Genomic DNA, 19,002 nt, shown 5'->3' with positions numbered 1-19,002 from the left:
TTAAATAATATAAAAAAACAAGGAGGAATCAAGATGTTGCTGAAAGACAAAAAAGTTATCATCCTCGGCGACAGAGACGGCGTTCCTGGCCAAGCCATTGAAGAATGTGTGAAACCACTAGGCGCAGATGTAGTATTCTCATCCACTGAATGCTTTGTCTGAACGGCCGCGGGCGCAATGGATCTGGAAAACCAAAAGAGGGTAAAAGAATTTACAGAGGAATTCGGTGCTGAGAATATCGTTGTTGTTCTCGGTGCAGCAGAAGGCGAAGCTGCTGGTTTAGCGGCTGAAACTGTAACTTTAGGCGACCCTACGTATGCCGGTCCATTGTCAGGAGTCCAGTTAGGACTTGACGTATATCATATCGTGGAACCAGAAATGAAAGAAGCGATCGACTCTGAGCTGTATGAGGAACAAGTTGGCATGATGGAAATGGTACTAGACGTTGACGATATCGTTGACGAAATGACTTCAATTCGAAGTCAAATAGGTGAATAAGTTCAATGTACAGCTTTTTTGATGATGCTGGACATTGACTTGTCCAGCATCATCCCACAATTTTGAAAAGAAAGGATGTTTCTATGTATAGCGTATTGAAAGGGTCGAGCTATTTTCTTGCACATACCCCAGATATGGTAGTCCACAACGGCACTACTCAAACACTTCAAAGAAAAATTGATCCTGATTCAGAATACTTGAAAGAAATAAGCAAACATTTACGTGATTACGAAACTTGTGTATCCTATCCACCGAACCAAGTCTATATTGGCAACATGACACCAGAGGAACTCGAAAAGATCGAGACTCCTTGGTACGATAAAAAGTCTGTTGAAAAACGCCAAGGAGCTTTTGGTGAAATCATGCCTGAAGATGAATTCATCGGGATGATGAAATATGTCGATGTCTTTGACTTGGTCAAATTATCTGATGCGTTTAACAAATCAGTAAAAAGCAAACTAGATAACCATCCATTATTGGATGAGAAAGTTTTGGCAAAGTTTTCCGAGGAAGTTTCTTCTGAAGAAATCTCAGGTTTCATCGAAAATGAAAAGGCGGAGCCGATCTATTACAACGGCGAAGTCGTAGGCTGTGTAAAAGCCGCTCATAATTTAGATGATACCTTATTTGCCCATGTCATTTTTGAGAACCTTGTTTCAAAAGCATCTTGTACGATCGCGATCTTGCATTTACTGCAGCAGACTGGCATTGATCCAAGCGAAGTTGAATATGTTTTGGAATGTTCAGAAGAAGCCTGCGGAGATATGAATCAACGCGGCGGCGGGAACTTTGCGAAAGCAGCAGCGGAAATGGCTGGTCTGGAAAATGCAACAGGCAGCGATGTTCGCGGTTTTTGTGCTGGACCCACGCATGCCTTGATCCAAGCGGCTTCATTAGTGAAATCTGGTGTTTTCAAAAATGTCATTGTTGCCGCCGGCGGTTCTACTGCGAAGTTAGGCATGAACGGAAAAGATCATTTGAACAAAGGGATACCGATCTTAGAAGACTGTGTCGCTAGTTTTGCGGTATTGATCTCTGAAAATGATGGTGTCAGTCCAGAATTGAATATCGATATAGTCGGACGACATACCGTTGGAACAGGAGCGTCACCACAAAAGGTTATCTCATCACTAACCAGCATCCCATTGGAAAATGCCGGATTAAAATTAACAGATATCGATAAATATTCGGTTGAGATGCAAAATCCAGACATCACCAAGCCAGCGGGAGCAGGAAATGTGCCAGAGGCCAACTACAAAATGATCGGTGCACTAGCGGTCATGAAAAAACAAATCGAAAAATCCGAATTGGCTGATTTCGTCAAGCAGCACGGAATGGTCGGCTGGGCGCCGACTCAAGGGCATATTCCATCTGGTATCCCATATCTGGGCTTTGGGCGAAATGAAATTATGGCTGGTAAGGTCAATCGAGCAATGTTTGTTGGAAAAGGCAGCCTCTTCTTAGGCCGCATGACAAACTTGTTTGATGGAATTTCATTTGTAATGCAGAAAAATAGCGGAAAACAGGAAGAAACTGTTTCCGAAGATCAAATCAAGCAATTGATTGCGGAATCTCTCCGGGACTTCGCGAGCCATCTTGCTGGAAAGATAGAGGAATAATCCTATGGCCGGAAAAGAAACAAAACAGATGATCGCTGATGTGTTTCAAGAACTTGCGGATACGTTAGAGACCGGCCGAAGTGTTTCATCAACGGTAGCCTTGACTGCGCTAGGAAGCGAACATGATGAAGCGGAGTTGATTGAAGCCGCAAAAATGGCTGCGGATAAGGGAATCTCTGTAAAAGTCATCGGAACGCAGGAAATTGACTATTCAGGCATTGAAAGTCTTTTGGTTTCAGATGCAGATGAAGGGCATAAAAAATTAGAAGAGCTGTTGACTGAAGGCATTGCGGATGCTGGTGTGACAATGCATTATCCGTTTCCGATCGGTGTTTCCACTGTTGGTCGAGTTCTTACACCAGCCAAAGGGAAGCACATGTATCTGGCAACGACGACAGGCACTTCTGCGTTAACACGAGTAGAAGCGCTAGTGTTGAATGCACTATATGGTATTATCACGGCTAAAGCCTGCGGTATTGCGGAACCAACCATAGGATTATTGAATATTGATGGCGCGCGTCAAGCGGAGATCACTTTAAAAAAACTTGCGAAAAATGGTTATCCAATCCATTTTGCAAAATCGAATCGCAGCGATGGCGGAGCAATCATGCGGGGCAATGACGTGCTTGCAGGGACTTGTGATGTCATGGTGATGGATTCCTTAACGGGAAATATTTTGCAAAAGATCTTTTCTTCCTATAGTACTGGCGGAAATTACGAATCTCTAGGATTCGGCTATGGTCCCGGTGTAGGAGAAGGCATGGATAAGCTGATCATGATCGTATCACGTGCTTCAGGAGCACCGGTTGTTAGCGGTGCGATCGAATTCGCGGATGAATTGGTGCGAGGAAACTTCCAGCAAATTCAAGCAACGGAGTTTGCCAAGCTGAAGCAAGCTTCTTTAGACACGCTATTGAAGGAAGCGCAACCGCAAAAAGAAGCGGTGGAGGAAGAAGTTGCTCAACCAGATAAAGAGATCGTAACTGAGGAGATTCATGGAGTTGAAATTTTGGATTTAGAAGATGCTGTCCAACATTTGTGGAAGCAAGGAATATACGCTGAGAGCGGTATGGGGTGTACTGGTCCAGTGGTGATGATTGCGGAAAAACGCTTGTCTGAAGCAAAGGCTCACTTAGTTGATGCCGGTTATATCGGCAGCTGATCCAGCGTTCGTGATTTTCTAAACAAAAAAGTATCTGAATTTTACTCTATACAAAAGCATTCAATCGTTATGCATTGATTTGAGCTGGGATACCATTTTATCTGATTCAACCGGAAATGGTATCTAACTCGAAATTGAGAAAGGATTTCAATTCCTCTTTTCGCAGGGTTCATAATCAAAAAAACGATTCATGAAAATGACGGACTTATGAATCAAGCAGTATAGAGGAATGACATACGGCTCGAAGATAAGACTAATTTTTCCCAAGAAAAATTATTTCCTCAAAATGAGAAAGGAGCAAGCAAATGAAATTAGATATCGCAAATTTTCACGTCAAAGATATTCAATTTGGAGATAAAACAGAATATGTCGATGGTATCTTGACGATCAATAAAAAAGAAGCGTTAAATGTTGTTTTCGAAGATGAACACATCACGGAAGCAGAGCTGCATATTGTTAATCCCGGAGATGAAGTCCGATTAGTTCCGGTCAAGGAAGCGATCGAACCTCGTTATCGTGTTGGAGGAGGACCTGGATTTCCTGGTGTAACTGGAAAACTGATGCAGGCGGGCGATGGAGTGACTCATGCCTTGAAAGATATGAGCGTCCTAGTTGTCGGTCAGCATTGGGGTGGATTCCAAGATGGACTAATCGATATGAGCGGAGAAGGGGCGAAATATACCTACTATTCTCAACTTAAAAATGTCGTTTTGGTCGCTGATACCGATGAAGAATTTGAATGGCATGAACAGCAAAAGAAAAATCATGCTTTGCGTTGGGCAGGGATGCGTCTTGCTGAATACATTGGAGCAGTGACCAAAGGCTTGAAATCCGATGAAGTAGAGACGTATGAATTGGAGCCAGTTACGAAACGCAGTGAAGCAGTGAATAAATTACCGAGTGTAGTCTTTGTTTTACAGCCACAATCACAAATGGAAGATTCAGGATACAATGATTTGAATTACGGCTGGGACTGTAATCTGATGCTGCCGACCTTCATGCATCCGAATGAAGTATTAGATGGCGCAATGATCTCTGGTTCCTTTATGCCGTGCTCATCAAAATGGTCAACTTATGATTTTCAAAATTTCCCGATGATCAAACGTTTGTATGAAGAGCATGGGAAGACTATCAACTTCTTAGGGATTATTATGTCGAACCTTAACGTTGCCTTGGAACAAAAAGAACGTGCAGCATTATTTGTCGCACAAATGGCGAAAAGCCTGGGTGCTGACAGCGCAGTGGTTGCCGAAGAAGGATACGGTAATCCGGATGCTGACTTCACTGCTTGTTACGTGGCGCTGGAAGACGCGGGCGTGAAGACGATCGGCTTAACCAATGAATGTACTGGTCGTGATGGCGCAAGCCAACCACTTGTATCGATGGATGAAAAATGCGATGCGATTGTTTCTACAGGGAACGTGTCTACTTTGATTGAATTACCACCGATGAAGACTGTTTTGGGTGAGTTGGAAGCATTGGCTCGCGATGGACTTTCAGGCGGCTGGTCAAATGATGAGATCCTTGGAGCATCAGTGAAAGAAGATGGATCGATCATTATGGAAAACAACGCAATGTTCTGCGGAGACCAAGTAGTCGGCTGGTCAACGAAGACAATGGTTGAATTCTAGAAAATAGAGGAGGGAAACTATGAAAGCGATTTTATATCTCAATCAATTTTTCGGCCAGATCGGCGGCGAAGAATTCGCTGGCCATGAGCCGGAAATTAGAGAAGGAATTGTTGGCCCGGGGATGGCTTATAACAAAGCTTTAAAAGGCGAGGTAGAAATTACTCATACCATCATCTGTGGAGACAATTTCATGGGTTCGGAAACGGATGAAGCGATCAAACGCATTCTTGAGTTTTTAGATGATAAAGAGTTTGATATTTTCTTTGCAGGTCCAGCGTTTCGTGCGGGACGATATGGTGCGGCGTGTGGTCACATTTGTTCAGCCGTTCAGAAGAAATTTGGCGTACCTGCGATCACCTCGATGAATGAAGAAAATCCGGGTGTTGAAATGTATCGTAAGGAAATGTACATTTTCGAAGGCGGAGCAAGTGCGGCGGCAATGCGTAAAGATGTGGCGAAGATGACAGATTTTGCGTTACGTTTATTGTTTGGCGAAAAGCTGAATTCAGCCGCTGAAGAAGGCTATTTTGGTCGCGGCGTTCGTGATCAAATTTGGTTGAATCCTCCAGTGCCAGCAACAGATCGTGTCATCGACATGTTGCTGAAAAAAGTCAACGGGGAAGACTATCAATCTGAGTTGATCATTCCTAAATCGGAACGGGCACCAATCGCTCCAGCGATCCCAGCTGAAGAATTAGCCAAGATCAAAGTTGCTTTAGTGACTTCCGGCGGGATTGTTCCAGTTGGAAACCCAGACCGGATCCAATCTGCTTCAGCAACGAAATGGGGCAAATATAATGTGGAAGAAATGGACGAGCTGAAAAAAGGCGAGTTCATGACGATCCACGCTGGTTTTGACCCGGCTGCGGCCAATGATGATCCAAACGTGGTACTGCCACTGGATGTAATGAAAGAGTATGCAAAAGAAGGAAAAATCGGCGGCGTGTATCCATATTTCTACGCGACTGTGGGAACCGGAACGACACAAGCCGAAGCCACTCGGATGGGGCAAGAGATTGCTCAGGAATTGATTGATGACGGGGTTAAGGCCGTTATCCTCACCTCCACCTGAGGAACCTGTACTCGTTGCGGTGCAACGATGACCAGAGAAGTTGAAAAAGCCGGAATTACGATCGTCCAGATGGCGAACTTGATTCCAGTAGCTCGTACAGTAGGTGTGAACCGAATTGTACCGACGATTTCGATTCCATATCCATTGGGGGATCCTGCTACACCGAAAGATGTTCAACACAAGCTCCGTTACCATCGTGTGGGAGTCGCGTTAGATGCCTTATCCACTGAAATTGAAGAACCTCGACTCTTTGAAGTAAAAGTTTAATTGTCAAAAATAATGGCGAGCTGCTGATTGGCGGCTCGTCCAATAAAAAACTTTGAAGAGGAGATGTTCGGATGAAAAAAAATGTAGTTTTTTACGTATCTCTATTGATTACGGCCGTGATCGTATTGATCGGTCTGATCGCACCAGATCCATTTGCGCAAGCGATGAATAGCACGAAAGCCTTTTTGGTTGATACATTTGGTTGGTTTTATTTAATTGCAATGTTTGTTTTTGTCGTCTTCTCGTTATTGATTGCTTTTAGTCGCTTTGGCAAAATAAAACTGGGTCCTGATGATTCTGTGCCTGAATATAGCAATAAATCTTGGTTTGCTATGCTATTTGGAGCAGGGATGGGGATCGGCTTGGTTTTCTGGGGAGTTGCAGAACCGTTGAATCACTTTACAACTTTTGGCGGAACTGAGGAAGCTGCAAATATGGCAATGCAGAAATCTTTCTTGCATTGGGGCTTTCATCCTTGGGCGGCTTACTCGATTATTGGAATGGCCTTAGCTTATTTCCAATTTAGGAAAAAGACTCCCGGATTGATCAGCAGTATCTTCCTGCCGATTCTTGGAGAAAAAGGAGTTCGAGGTCCGATTGGAAAACTAATCGATATCTGTGCGGTCTTCGCGACTGTAGCCGGTATCGCAACGTCACTTGGTCAAGGAACCTTGCAGATCAATTCGGGATTAAACTATCTATTTGATATTCCTACTACGCGTTTAGTTCAAATCATCATTATCGTCGGTTTGACAGTGATTTATACATGGACAGCGGTCAGTGGGATCGATAAAGGAATCAAGCTGTTGTCTGATATCAATCTTTATCTGGCAATCGCTATACTGGTAGGCGCCTTCTTGATTGGTCCGAAAATCATGACTTTAAACATTTTTACCAACTCTTTTGGAGGGTATGTCAATAATATTATTTCAGAAAGCTTTTCGATCAATCCGTTCGGGGACAATTCATGGCTCGGCTCGTGGACGATCTTCTATTGGTCATGGTGGATCGCATGGGGACCATTTGTCGGGACGTTTATTGCCAGAATTTCCAAGGGAAGAACGATCAAAGAGTTTGTTCTTGGGGTTATGATTGCTCCTTCAATGGTCTCTTTCATCTGGTTCTCAGTTTTTGGCAGTCTTGGGCTTAACCTTGATATCGGGATCATCAAAAAAGCCAAAGAAGTGACGGAAACCGCGCTCTTTGTGGTCTTTGCTGAATATCCGATGGGCATGGTCTTTTCAATCATAGCAATCTGTCTATTGTGTACCTTTTTCATCACTTCGGCCAATTCCGGCATCTTTGTATTGTCGATGTTCTCATCGGAAGGCGACTTGAACCCCGGCAATGATAAAAAAATCTTGTGGGGTGTGATCCAAGCATTATTGGCGCTAGTTCTATTGATGACGGGTGGTTTAGATGCTTTACAAACCTGCTCGATCGTAGCAGCACTGCCGCTGACGGTAATCATGTTGCTGTGTGCCGCCTGTCTGTTCAAGGCGTTGATGCAGGAGAAAAATCAGCCAGACAAGATACCCGAGCCGCCAGAGCTAGAAAAATTAGAGGCTAAGCTATAGATATATGTGAATTAAAGTACAAGAAAGGAAGATAAATCAGCTACGTCAAATCAGTGGATTTGGCTGCAGATTCAGTACCGCTGAAACGATTGAAACGATCAAATTCCGAACGACAAGAGACTTAATTAAGGCTTTCTGATATAATTAATGCGTTATATCGGAAGGAGCGCTGATTTATTAATGGATATTATGCCTAGATACGAAAAACAAAGTTTAAGTGATATGGTCGTGTCCTATGTTAAAAATAGAATCTTGTCAGGAACTTTAAAGGGTGGCGATCGTCTAATCGAGACAGATATCTCAAATCATTTTAATATTAGCCGAGCTCCGGTAAGAGAAGCGATGCGTATCTTAAATGAACAAGGATTGATCACCTTTTCTCCTCGTAAAGGAAACCATGTGATCGAAATGGAACCTGCTGAAATAATGGAAGTATTTGAAATTCGGACCTCACTAGAAACACAGATTCTGCGTAAATTATTACGCAATCAAATGATCAAGGAAGAAGATTTTCAACGGCTGACAGAGATTGCTTTAGAGATGAAGGATGGCGAAAATCGCTGTCGAACGGAAGAGGACAAGGTTTATCTATTGAACACCCTGGATATTTCTTTCCATCGATACATTTGGCAATTGTCTGGAAGTGTGAGACGAGCACAGATATTGGAAAGCTTATTTTATCAGCTGCTGATTGTGATGAATGAAGATCTATCTTCTTTGGGAATTCTTGAGAAAAAATCGGAGGAGCATTTGGTTTTTGTCGAGGTTTTGCGGAAAAATGAACTGCCTTCTGTCGTTCGCGAATTTCATAATCATATTCAAAATTACGTGAAGGCTACTTTGCCGGAAGAGGAACAGAATTTTTGTTTGGATTGCTAAGAGCAAGCTATCTTTTGCTTATTTCTGATTTTTGGAGGAAATATGACAAATAAAGTTAAGGTTTGGACCAAACAACACGAGAATATTTTGCAAGTATTGGAACAATCTGGCAGGTATATTGCGAAAAGGGAATATATCGAACAGAAGATGGAGGACCACAGTAATCTTTATTTAGGTGTGTATGAGTGGTATGTGCATGCGGCTTCACGATTTGTTCCGCCGCCTCCAGATGTGAAGTATCCTATTTGGGTGTCCTTGTCAAAAGAAGAGAGCATTCAAAACAGTGAAGGAAATGCTATTTTGGAGATCGAGCTTGATGAGGATCAGCTGATCATCGTTGACTTGTTGAAATGGGGCAATATCGTTAATCATCTGTACATTCCTAAAGATATTGAGGATCAAAAGGAACACAATAAGATGCTGGAAAACTATGGAATTGATGACATTACTGCTTTTATGACGCCATTTTATCCTAATATTAAACGGAAAATCGAACAAAGCCATGAGCGCCTTTTTGATGATACCAGTGTGTTAGGGGATATGAAAGTGGGGACGATATGGGAAATTCGCGAAGAATGGATTACTCAGATAACCAAGTGACATTGTACACTTCTCAAAGCCAAGTGGTCGTTGATAAAATGCTTGAATCAGGCAGACACGTTGTTGAGAACACTTTTATAAAAGAAAAATATGGCGAAGCTTCGCACGTCTTTTTGCAAGCGTATAGCTGGTATCGTCAACATGCTGCGAGTGTCATAGAGCGGCCTTCTGATGCGGAGTCTGCCATCTGGACATTTTTGGATGTAAAGTACCTTGATTATTCTGCCGATTCGCAAATCATCAAGCTTCGTGTGCCAATCGAGAAGGTTGTTTTTTTTCGTATGTCTGATTGGAACAAGATTTTGAACTTGCGATTGCTGGGAACAGAAGAAGAGCAGGCAAAGTATTCTGAGAAGCTGAAAAAGTATCAGGTGGCCTACGAAGGTGATGTCTATACGACAGCATTTTACCCTCATTTAAAAACAGAGCTGGTTCGCAGCTGGCAAAAGTTGTTTCAATACGATCAAGCAATCAAGGAGACCAAAACGCTGCCTTTTGAAGATATTCAAGGCGGTATCTGGGAGCTTCGTAACGATTGGGTCGAATCCTTCATAGAATGGAAAATGTAGAAATAGCAAGAACCGTCCAAAGCTGATTTTTGGACGGTTCTTGCTATTTTTGTAAGGCGATTTGATTGGCGTGAACATTAGTTAAAAAGGTTTGATCATGCTCCACAATCAGCATTGTTGGTTTTACTTGCAATAACAGGTCTTCAAGCTGCTTTTGATTAAAGACATCTAGATAATTTAACGGTTCGTCCCAAATGTAGAGCTCGGCTTCTTGAGCCAGTGATTTGGCTAGCTCAACCTTTTTGCGCTGCCCCATGCTCATTTCCTCGATTTTATTTTGAAAGACATTCCGTTCCATACCGAGTTTTCGCAGATTGTTTAAAAAAGCAGAGTAGTCCAATTGATTTGCCTCAGCAAAATCTTGGAGGTTGCCGCGATTACTCTCATAATTTTGGCGAACATAACTGATTTTAGCGTTTGACCTCAGTAGTTCACCGTTGGCTTCACCTGCGAAGGTTCCTAACAAATAATGTAAAACACTGGATTTTCCAATGCCGTTCGGTCCGGTCAATGCAGTGATCTCACCCCGTTTCAGCTCGAAAGACAGCGGTGCGAAAAGGGACTCTTGTTCTGCATAATTCAGAGCTAGATTTTCGATTTTTAGCAGCTGGGCGTGCCGGCTTGATTGATAGTTCATCGTCAGGCGATCAACATCTTCTAGATCTTTTAACAATCCTTCTTTGGCTTCGATTTGATCGTACATCCGATTTTCGATATTTTTTGAACGTTTCATGGTACGGGCGGCACGAGCACCAACGAAGCCGGTATCCGCAACGCCACCACTGCCTTTTTCGGAGGGCTTGCCATATTTATCTGTTTCCCGTGAACGTGACCACTCCGCTTTTTCTGCGGCTGTTTTCTTCAGGCGCCCAACTTCTTTTTTGATTTTTCTGTTTTGGGCTAGTTCAAATTCGTCCCGCAGTTTTTTTTGTTCTTCATAGGTCGCGAAATTTCCTTGGTAAAGCACTAGCTGGCTTTTTTCGATGGCAAGGGTATGATCGGTGACTTGATTCAAAAATTGCCGGTCGTGACTGACGACGATAAAGCCATTTTTATGCTGCAAATAATTGGCGACGTGCTTGCGCCCTTGCAGATCCAAGTGGTTTGTCGGTTCATCGATCAATGGGAAAAGGTCTTCTTGCGTAAACAATAGAGCTAATAGTACCTTGGTTTGTTCGCCCCCAGAAAGGGTTTGATACGGCTGCCATAAGACTTGCGGATCTAATTGGATCAGATTCATTTCCCGCTCAAGTTCCCAGAGTTCAAAATCAGCGACTTCCAGCAGCGCGTAATACGTTAATTGATCAGACTCGTCGACCGTTGCCGGAAAATAAACCGGACGTAGTGGAAATTGGATTTCTCCCTGATAAGCATATTTTCCTAGTAGCAACTGTAACAGTGTCGTTTTTCCACGACCATTGCGACCGACTAGTCCCAGCTTCCAACTACTGTCGATCGTTAAGTTTGCATCTTCGAATAATAGATCGACTTGTTTATCAAAGCCGAAGGTCAAATGTGTGATTTTAATTGTAGACATAAAAATTCCTCCTTTTTGCTTCTCTAAGGAAACAAAAAATCCTAACCAATTTTCAGGAAAGGATAGGAGGTTGATGGTTTTTGCGAAGTTAACCGTCGAACTGACAGCTAGCTCATTAAGTAGAATTTATTTTTCCTACGCATATCATTTTTCTAACCTGCTAAAGCAGGTTAGAAAAACTGACAAAGAGACCATCCCTTGAAATCCTAAGCCAATCCTGAAAATCTGCCCACTGATCCAGTTGATTCGATATCAATCTATGATCGGTTTGCAGCTTCCAACATTCGCTTAGTTTTTCAATGGCATGATCCCTCGTTTCTGTTTTTATTAGCTTTATTAAAACAAAATTTTCTGGCTTTGTCAAAAAAATACGGACGCAGCCGCTTCCCCAAACATGCTACGCCCTGGAGTGATCCTCGATAAACGAGGCGAAGAAAATTTTTCTTCTATCATTATATTAGCATATTTTGGCAAAAAAAATGTGTTGGAACCCTTGGGAAATGTCTGAGTGGAGACGCTGTCAAAGTTTTTGGTACAATGAGAACAGAAATGGAGGTGGAGGGATGAATTATGCAGGAATTTATCATCGTCCCGAGAGCGAGTTTGCCTATCTGTATACGAAAGATTCAATGCGGATTCGCTTGCAGACAGCACGAAATGAAATAAAATCCGTTGGGTTGATCAGCGGAGATTTTTATACGTTCGCTGAGGAAAAATGGTATCAAAAGCAGCAATCAATGAACAAAGCCTATACGACGGATAATCATGATTATTGGGAGATTGAAGTGACTGCCCCGCACCATCGTTTGGCATACGCATTTTGTATTACGGACTATGCGGGCAAGAAAGTATTTTACACCGATCAAGGAGCTTTTGATTTTGAGGAGCAACGCTTGAACCGCGACAATCTTTATTTCCGGATGCCTTATTTCCAAGAGATCGATCGATTTAAGGTGCCGGAGTGGGTGGCGAAAACGGTTTGGTATCAAATTTTTCCAGAACGCTTTTATAATGGCGATCCTTCGAATGATCCCGATGATGTTTTACCTTGGGGAAGTGAGAAGCCAACACGGGAGAACTTTTTTGGCGGTGATTTACAGGGAATCATTGATAAACTTGATTATTTGGAAGACTTGGGTATAAATGGCTTGTATCTCTGTCCGATTTTTACTTCGCCTTCGAATCATAAATATGATACGGTGGATTATTATGAGATTGATCCGCATTTTGGGGACAAACGGCTTTTTCGTGAATTGGTGGAGAAGGCTCATGAACGGGGAATTCGGGTCATGCTGGATGCCGTGTTCAATCATTTAGGCGCGAGCTCACATCAGTGGCAGGATGTCGTATTACATGGGGAAGAATCAGCGTATGCGGATTGGTTTCACATCGATTCTTTTCCGCCGCGTTACACAGCAATTCCGGATTCGGAAATGGCAACAAATTTGAATTATGACACCTTCAGCTTCAATCCTCATATGCCAAAATTGAATACGGCCAATCCAGAGGTGCAAAAATATTTACTGGAGATCGCGACCTATTGGATTCGTGAGTTTGATATCGATGGCTGGCGTTTGGATGTGGCGAATGAAGTGGATCATCATTTTTGGAAGGAATTTCAACAGACGGTCTTAAAGCAAAAAGAGGATTTGTACATTTTAGGTGAAATCTGGCATACTTCTCAGCGCTGGCTGCAGGGGGACGAATTTCACGCAGTCATGAATTATGCCTTTACCGATAATATTAAAGCGTACTTTGTTGAGCAGTCAATCTTAATCTCACAAATGATCTTCGGAATGAATCGCCAGCAATTGCTGTATCGCGATCAAACAAACGAAGTAGCCTTTAATTTACTGGACTCTCATGATACACCTCGAATATTGACTCTGTGTCAAGGGAACAAAGCGTTGATGAAGGCAGTTTTAACCTTTATGTTTATTCAAAAAGGGACACCATGTATTTATTATGGTACTGAAGTGGGCATGGAGGGCGAAATGGATCCCGACTGCCGCCGTTGTATGATCTGGGAAGATCAGGATGAAGAGCTTCTAACATTTGTGAAGCAATTAATCGCTTTACGCAAGCAATTTTCGGAGGTATTCAGCTATGGCTCGATGTCTTGGCATTATGATGATGACAAAAAAGCCTTTTCTCTTACTCGCAGATACAAAGAAAAGACATTGATCGCAACCTTCAATGAGGGGGAATCCTTTGAAGTAGAGAAAACAGGTCGCAGATTGTTTGCTCAGAATTATCATGAAGGGAACACCTATCAGTTATTGCGCCACGGATTTGTCATCGAAATGCAATAGCCGCAAGTCGTTTTGATTGGAAAAAGTAAAAAAGATGAATATAGTAGTAGAATCAGTTGAAAAGAGGTTACTACTATGGAATTTTTCATTATTTTACTTTCAGGAATTATCGGCGTACTTCATTTAGTGATTATGGGGTTGGAAATGTTCGCGCCAGCAGAGAAACAATCTCAGACATTCGAAATGCCAATGGAGTTTGTCAAACAAAAAAATGCTCAGATCGCCTTGAAGAATATGGGGATCTATAATGGCAGCTTAGGGTTAGCGTTATTGACAAGCTTGCTCCTGTTTCAAGGTGATGCCAGATTAAAAGTTCTGTTGCTACTAAATCTGTTTGTGGTGATCGTAGGGCTCTACGGAGGGAAAACGGTGACAAAATCGATTTATTTGATTCAAGCCTTGCCGGCGTTGATCACTGCTCTCTTGATTCTAATCCAAATTTTTTAAAAGAAGCTTCGACTAGGAAATCTCTTAGTCGAAGCTTTTTTTGCATATATGTGCGTAATTAAAATGTATAAACATCTTATTGACTTTATATAAGCGTCATATTACACTGTTGTTAGGTTAAATAAAATTTTTTTAAGAGGAGAAGCGCATGAATCGTTGGGTTTACTTATTTTCAGAAGGATCTAAAGAACAAAAGGATTTACTAGGCGGGAAAGGTGCCAATCTTGCGGAGATGACCAAATTGGGTCTCCCTGTTCCGACGGGCTTCACTGTAACGACAGAAGCATGTTTACATTATCTAAATCACGGCAATCAGCTGATCGATGAGATGAAGGATCAAGTCATGGCTGCTGTTGAAAAATTATCTATTAAAACAGGCAAGAGATTTAACGACTTAGCGAATCCATTATTAGTTTCTGTTCGAAGCGGCTCAAAATTTTCAATGCCGGGAATGATGGATACGGTCTTAAACTTAGGATTGAATGATCAAACAGTGGCTGCTCTTGCTAAAAATAGTCAGAATGAACGCTTTGCATATGACTGTTACCGTCGCTTACTGCAGATGTTTGGCAATGTCGTGATGGGTTTGGATAATAATGACTTTGAGCATCGCATCACTGCGCTGAAAAAAATCAATGGTCTGTCCTTTGATAATGAACTGACCGCAGATCACTGGAAACAAATCGTAAGCGAATACAAAGAAATCTATCGAAAAAAATTGCAGCGAGAATTTCCGCAAGATCCGATTGAACAATTATATTTGGCGATCGAAGCAGTGTTCGGCAGCTGGAACAATCAGCGAGCCAAAACCTATCGCCGGCTCCATGATATCAGCGATGATCTGGGAACTGCTGTCAATATCCAAGAAATGGTCTTCGGGAACTTCGGTGAAACATCAGGAACTGGTGTAGTATTCTCGCGGAACCCATCATTGGGTGATCCCGGTCTATTTGGTGAATATTTAATCAATGCCCAAGGTGAAGATGTGGTAGCCGGTGTAAGAACACCTAAGCCGATCCTGGTTCTAGCTGAAGATATGCCAGAGCAATATAAACAACTAAAGGGTATCTGTGAAGATTTAGAGAAGCATTACCACGACATGCAGGATGTCGAATTCACGATTGAATGTGAAAAATTATTTATCCTGCAAACCCGCAGCGGGAAGCGTACCTCCAAAGCGGCGTTAACAATCCTGTTGGATTTTTATAAGGAAGGGATCATTGACGAAAAGGAATTAGTTAGTCGGATCGAAGCGAAGGATTTGGAAGCAGCCTTGCATCCGAACTTCGATGAAAAAGAATTGAAGAACCATGAATCATTTTTGTCTGGATTAGCGGCTAGCCCGGGCGCTGCTACAGGAGCGGCATACTTTACTGCCGAAGCAGCGACCGAGGCGAAAGCGCGGGGAGAGCGAGTGGTCTTAGTTCGTGAAGAAACATCCCCTGAGGACATCGAAGGAATCGCTGTTGCTGAAGCGGTAATCACTAGCCGTGGCGGCATGACCTCACACGCCGCAGTGGTTGCTCGCGGAATGGGTATCTGTTCAGTCGTGGGGTGTGAAGCACTGACGGTATTGGAAGGAAATAAGGCGACGGTTGGCGACAAGGTGATCGAAGAGGGGACAATCTTGTCTGTTGATGGAACTGCCGGGGACATCTATTTTGGCGAAATTCCGATGCAGGAAGTAACGAATACTGTCGCCTTAGACGAACTCCATGTGATTTGGGATCGTCACGCGAAGATCAAAGTTCGTGCCAACGCTGAAACACCAAATGATATCGAAACAGGAATGTCTTTAGGGGCAGTCGGTATCGGGTTGGCTCGGACAGAGCACATGTTCTTTGAAAAGAGCCGACTACTACAATTCCGCCAATTGATTCTAGCAGACAGCTTGGAAGAACGTTTAGCAGTGCTGAAAGAGTTGAAGGAGGTTCAAAAACAAGACTTCAAATTCATGTATGAAGCCGCTAAAGGTAAGCCAACAACGATTCGTTTACTTGATCCGCCGTTGCATGAATTTTTACCGAAGGGGGCTGACGAGTGCCGCGAAGTGGCGAAAGAATTAGGGAAGACGTATAATGAAGTGAAACGGAAAACCGATAATTTAGCTGAGGTCAATCCGATGCTGGGCTTCCGCGGTCTACGTTTAGGTGTTGCTTATCCAGAAATCTACCAAATGCAGGCAGAAGCAATCATTGAAGCGGCTTGCGAAGTAACCAAAGAAAATGAGTTTTCGATTCAACCAGAGATTATGATTCCATTCACTATAGATGCGGACGAGTTCGCTCGGGTACGTGCATCAATTGAAGAAGCGATCCAAAAAGGCCTGGAAGAAAAGAAACAAGCGATCGACTATCAAATTGGAACGATGATCGAGATCCCAAGGGCTTGCTTTGTTGCCGACGAAATCGCGAAGCATGCGGATTTCTTTAGTTTTGGTACCAACGATCTGACCCAGATGGCGCTTGGTTTGTCGCGGGATGATTCGCCGCGAATCATCAATCAATACATGGAAGAGGAAATTTTTGAGGATGATCCGTTCCAAGTCTTGGATGAAGCTGGGGTTGGAGCATTAATGAAGCTGGCGATCGAAGGCGGAAGAAAGGTCAATCCGAAGTTGAAGATTGGAATTTGCGGTGAAGCAGCAGCTCATCCTAAGTCCATCGACTTCTTAAATAACTTGGGAATTGATTATATCTCTTGCTCGCCATTCAGAATTCCACAGGCAAAAATGACATTGGCACAAACTGCGATTAAAGATTAGGGTGAATCAGGAATAAAAAAACAGCTATATGAGTTTTTGATTAAAATATAATAGGAATTAAAAAAGAGATAGTCTTTTAATAGGCTATCTCTTTTTTGTTATTAACAAGTTAATCCAAAAACTTAAAATTAATGATAGATAACAAATGGATGAGAAAGAACGTAGTTAAATGAATGAATTATAATTTGTAAACGGATTCAGTCTTCGTTATACTTCTTGTAGGGTTTAAATGTGTCATGTCATAGTAGAAATACCTCTTTTTTTTGACTTGCTTGAATAACATAAGTTTTTTAGAAAAAGCTTTATTTTTGATGAAAATCATCTTATTTCTGTTAAATGATAGTTTTTTCACAATGACTTATGAATAAAAATGCGGTATAATGCTGAACTGGGAGGTGAAACAAACTGCGGAATTAGGAATCATAGAATAACATTTCGGCATTCATAAACGGTCTTTTCCGTTGATTGTTTTGACGTATTGCATTCTCATAAAGGACGATGATTTTGTCTTTTTAAGGATATTTATTCTAAGCTGTCAAAATTTGAAACTATATTTAGACATGATCTTTCTAATGTATCTAACAGGTTCAAAAACTTGTTATAAAAAAAAGAAAGCAGGGATTAAAACAATGACAATTGATTGGCAAAAAGAAGTAGAAGCACGCAAAGACGACTTACTTAAGGACTTAGGCGATCTTATCCGTATCGACAGTGTTCGCGACGTGGAACATGGGACGAAAGAAGAACCTCTTGGACCTGGACCAGCGGCGGCTTTACGTAAAGTATTAGAATTTGGCGAACGTGATGGTTTCGTTACTAAAAATATCGAAAACGTGGCAGGTCATATCGAATACGGCGACGGAGAAGAAATGTTCGGATTATTAGGACACGTTGACGTAGTTCCTGTCGATGATAACTGGGATACAGATCCATTTGAACCAGTGATTAAAGATGGAAAATTATTTGCGCGTGGTTCAGCTGATGATAAAGGACCTTCAATCGCTGCTTATTATGCAATGCGCATCATCAAAGATTTAGAATTACCGATCTCTAAAAAAATCCGCTTCATCTTCGGTACTGACGAAGAAAGCGAATGGGTAGGGATCCACCGTTATATGGAAGTGGAAGAAATGCCTAAAGTTGGTTTTTCTCCAGATGCTCAGTTCCCAATCATCAACGGTGAAAAAGGAATCTTATCTTATGAGTTAACGTTCGCGCCTAAAGACGGTGCTGAAGCTGGTGACTTCGATCTAGTAAGCTTCAAATCAGGCTTGCGTACAAACATGGTACCAGGAGACGCAACAGCTGTTCTTAAGGTCAATGACGAAGCAAAAGTTGCTGATATGAAAGCTGCTTTTGACGCATTCATCGAAAAATCAGAAGTGAAGGGCGAATTTGCTGAAAACAATGGCGAAATCACCATCACTGTAATCGGTAAAGGTGCTCATGCCCAAGAACCGAAATTCGGTGTCAACTCTGCAACGTTCCTAGCAGCATTCTTAGCTGACTACAACTTAGACGGCAATGGTGCCAACTATATTCGTACAACTGCTGAATACTTACACCTTGATTACAACGGTAAGAAATTAAATGCTTACACAAAACATGATGTAATGGGTGAAACGACTTCATCAGCGAACTTGTTCGACTATACTGCTGAAGGTGACAAGAAGATTACGATCAATGTTCGCCATCCAGAAGGCATCGACAAAGATACGATCTTAGCCAACATGCAGGAAGTTCTTAAAGACGCAGACGTTTCAATCGCGATCATTGGCGACGTGAAAACTCCTCATTATGTTCCAGCAACGGATCCATTAGTGAAAACTTTATTGGACGTTTACGAAGAACATACTGGTCTTGAAGGCCATGAAGAATCAATCGGCGGGGGTACTTACGGACGAATCTTGGAAAATGGTGTCGCATACGGCGCAATGTTCCCAGGAGAAGAAAACGTAATGCACCAACCAAACGAATTTATGCCTATCGATAGCCTGTTCAAAGCAACAGCTATCTATGCTGACGCTATTTATCGCTTAGTTAAATAGTCGGTAATGAGTGCTAGGAA

General features: G+C 42.4%; 14 protein-coding genes. 13 read left to right on the top strand and 1 reads right to left on the bottom strand.

Going from position 1 to position 19,002, the window contains the following annotated elements; genetic code table 11:
- The first annotated feature begins 33 nt into the window (after positions 1–33).
- From grdA to E6139_RS18260, 9 genes are all read left to right on the top strand, one after another.
- Positions 34–498: a glycine/sarcosine/betaine reductase complex selenoprotein A gene (grdA, locus tag E6139_RS18300; RefSeq protein WP_316404966.1), complete on the top strand. Its 465-nt coding sequence runs from the start codon at positions 34–36 to the stop codon at positions 496–498.
- Between the two features lie 83 nt (positions 499–581).
- Positions 582–2,117 (top strand): glycine/sarcosine/betaine reductase complex component C subunit beta, encoded by a 1,536-nt coding sequence (grdC, locus tag E6139_RS18295; RefSeq protein ID WP_316404964.1) that lies wholly within the window; start codon positions 582–584, stop codon positions 2,115–2,117.
- A 4-nt stretch (positions 2,118–2,121) separates the two neighbouring features.
- Positions 2,122–3,279, top strand: coding sequence for a glycine/sarcosine/betaine reductase complex component C subunit alpha (grdD, locus tag E6139_RS18290; RefSeq protein WP_316404962.1), 1,158 nt, complete (start codon positions 2,122–2,124; stop codon positions 3,277–3,279).
- Between the two features lie 305 nt (positions 3,280–3,584).
- Positions 3,585–4,910 (top strand): glycine/sarcosine/betaine reductase component B subunit, encoded by a 1,326-nt coding sequence (locus tag E6139_RS18285; protein WP_316404960.1) that lies wholly within the window; start codon positions 3,585–3,587, stop codon positions 4,908–4,910.
- Between the two features lie 19 nt (positions 4,911–4,929).
- A complete protein-coding gene (gene grdH, locus E6139_RS18280) occupies positions 4,930–6,249 on the top strand; it encodes a betaine reductase selenoprotein B (protein ID WP_316404958.1) in 1,320 nt (439 codons plus the stop codon).
- Positions 6,250–6,320: 71 nt separating this feature from the next.
- Positions 6,321–7,826: a BCCT family transporter gene (locus E6139_RS18275; protein ID WP_316404956.1), complete on the top strand. Its 1,506-nt coding sequence runs from the start codon at positions 6,321–6,323 to the stop codon at positions 7,824–7,826.
- 180 nt (positions 7,827–8,006) lie between these two features.
- On the top strand, positions 8,007–8,705 hold the full coding sequence (locus E6139_RS18270) for a GntR family transcriptional regulator (protein WP_316404954.1): 699 nt from the start codon (positions 8,007–8,009) through the stop codon (positions 8,703–8,705).
- Positions 8,706–8,747: 42 nt separating this feature from the next.
- Positions 8,748–9,305: a DUF3841 domain-containing protein gene (locus E6139_RS18265; protein ID WP_316404953.1), complete on the top strand. Its 558-nt coding sequence runs from the start codon at positions 8,748–8,750 to the stop codon at positions 9,303–9,305.
- Positions 9,263–9,874: a DUF3841 domain-containing protein gene (locus tag E6139_RS18260; RefSeq protein WP_316404951.1), complete on the top strand. Its 612-nt coding sequence runs from the start codon at positions 9,263–9,265 to the stop codon at positions 9,872–9,874. The genes E6139_RS18265 and E6139_RS18260 overlap by 43 nt, the downstream gene beginning before the upstream one ends.
- 43 nt (positions 9,875–9,917) lie before the next feature.
- On the opposite strand, the gene abc-f is transcribed toward E6139_RS18260, so the two are convergent.
- Entirely contained in the window at positions 9,918–11,411 is a 1,494-nt protein-coding gene (gene abc-f, locus E6139_RS18255; protein ID WP_316404949.1) for a ribosomal protection-like ABC-F family protein, read from the bottom strand.
- A gap of 563 nt (positions 11,412–11,974) precedes the next feature.
- Between abc-f and E6139_RS18250 the strand changes: the two genes are divergently transcribed.
- From E6139_RS18250 to pepV, 4 genes are all read left to right on the top strand, one after another.
- Positions 11,975–13,723, top strand: coding sequence for a glycoside hydrolase family 13 protein (locus E6139_RS18250; RefSeq protein WP_316404947.1), 1,749 nt, complete (start codon positions 11,975–11,977; stop codon positions 13,721–13,723).
- 75 nt (positions 13,724–13,798) lie between these two features.
- Positions 13,799–14,170 carry a DUF1304 domain-containing protein gene (locus E6139_RS18245; protein ID WP_316404945.1) on the top strand — a complete coding sequence of 124 codons (372 nt, stop codon included), beginning with the start codon at positions 13,799–13,801 and terminating at the stop codon, positions 14,168–14,170.
- Positions 14,171–14,318: 148 nt separating this feature from the next.
- Positions 14,319–16,934: a pyruvate, phosphate dikinase gene (ppdK, locus tag E6139_RS18240; protein WP_316404944.1), complete on the top strand. Its 2,616-nt coding sequence runs from the start codon at positions 14,319–14,321 to the stop codon at positions 16,932–16,934.
- A 629-nt stretch (positions 16,935–17,563) separates the two neighbouring features.
- Entirely contained in the window at positions 17,564–18,982 is a 1,419-nt protein-coding gene (pepV, locus tag E6139_RS18235) for a dipeptidase PepV (RefSeq protein WP_316404942.1), read from the top strand.
- Positions 18,983–19,002 lie beyond the last annotated feature (20 nt).

The sequence above is a fragment of the Enterococcus sp. genome, assembly GCF_032555305.1.
GTDB lineage: Bacteria > Bacillota > Bacilli > Lactobacillales > Enterococcaceae > Enterococcus_A.
This window is presented reverse-complemented; position numbering and strand designations above follow the sequence as displayed.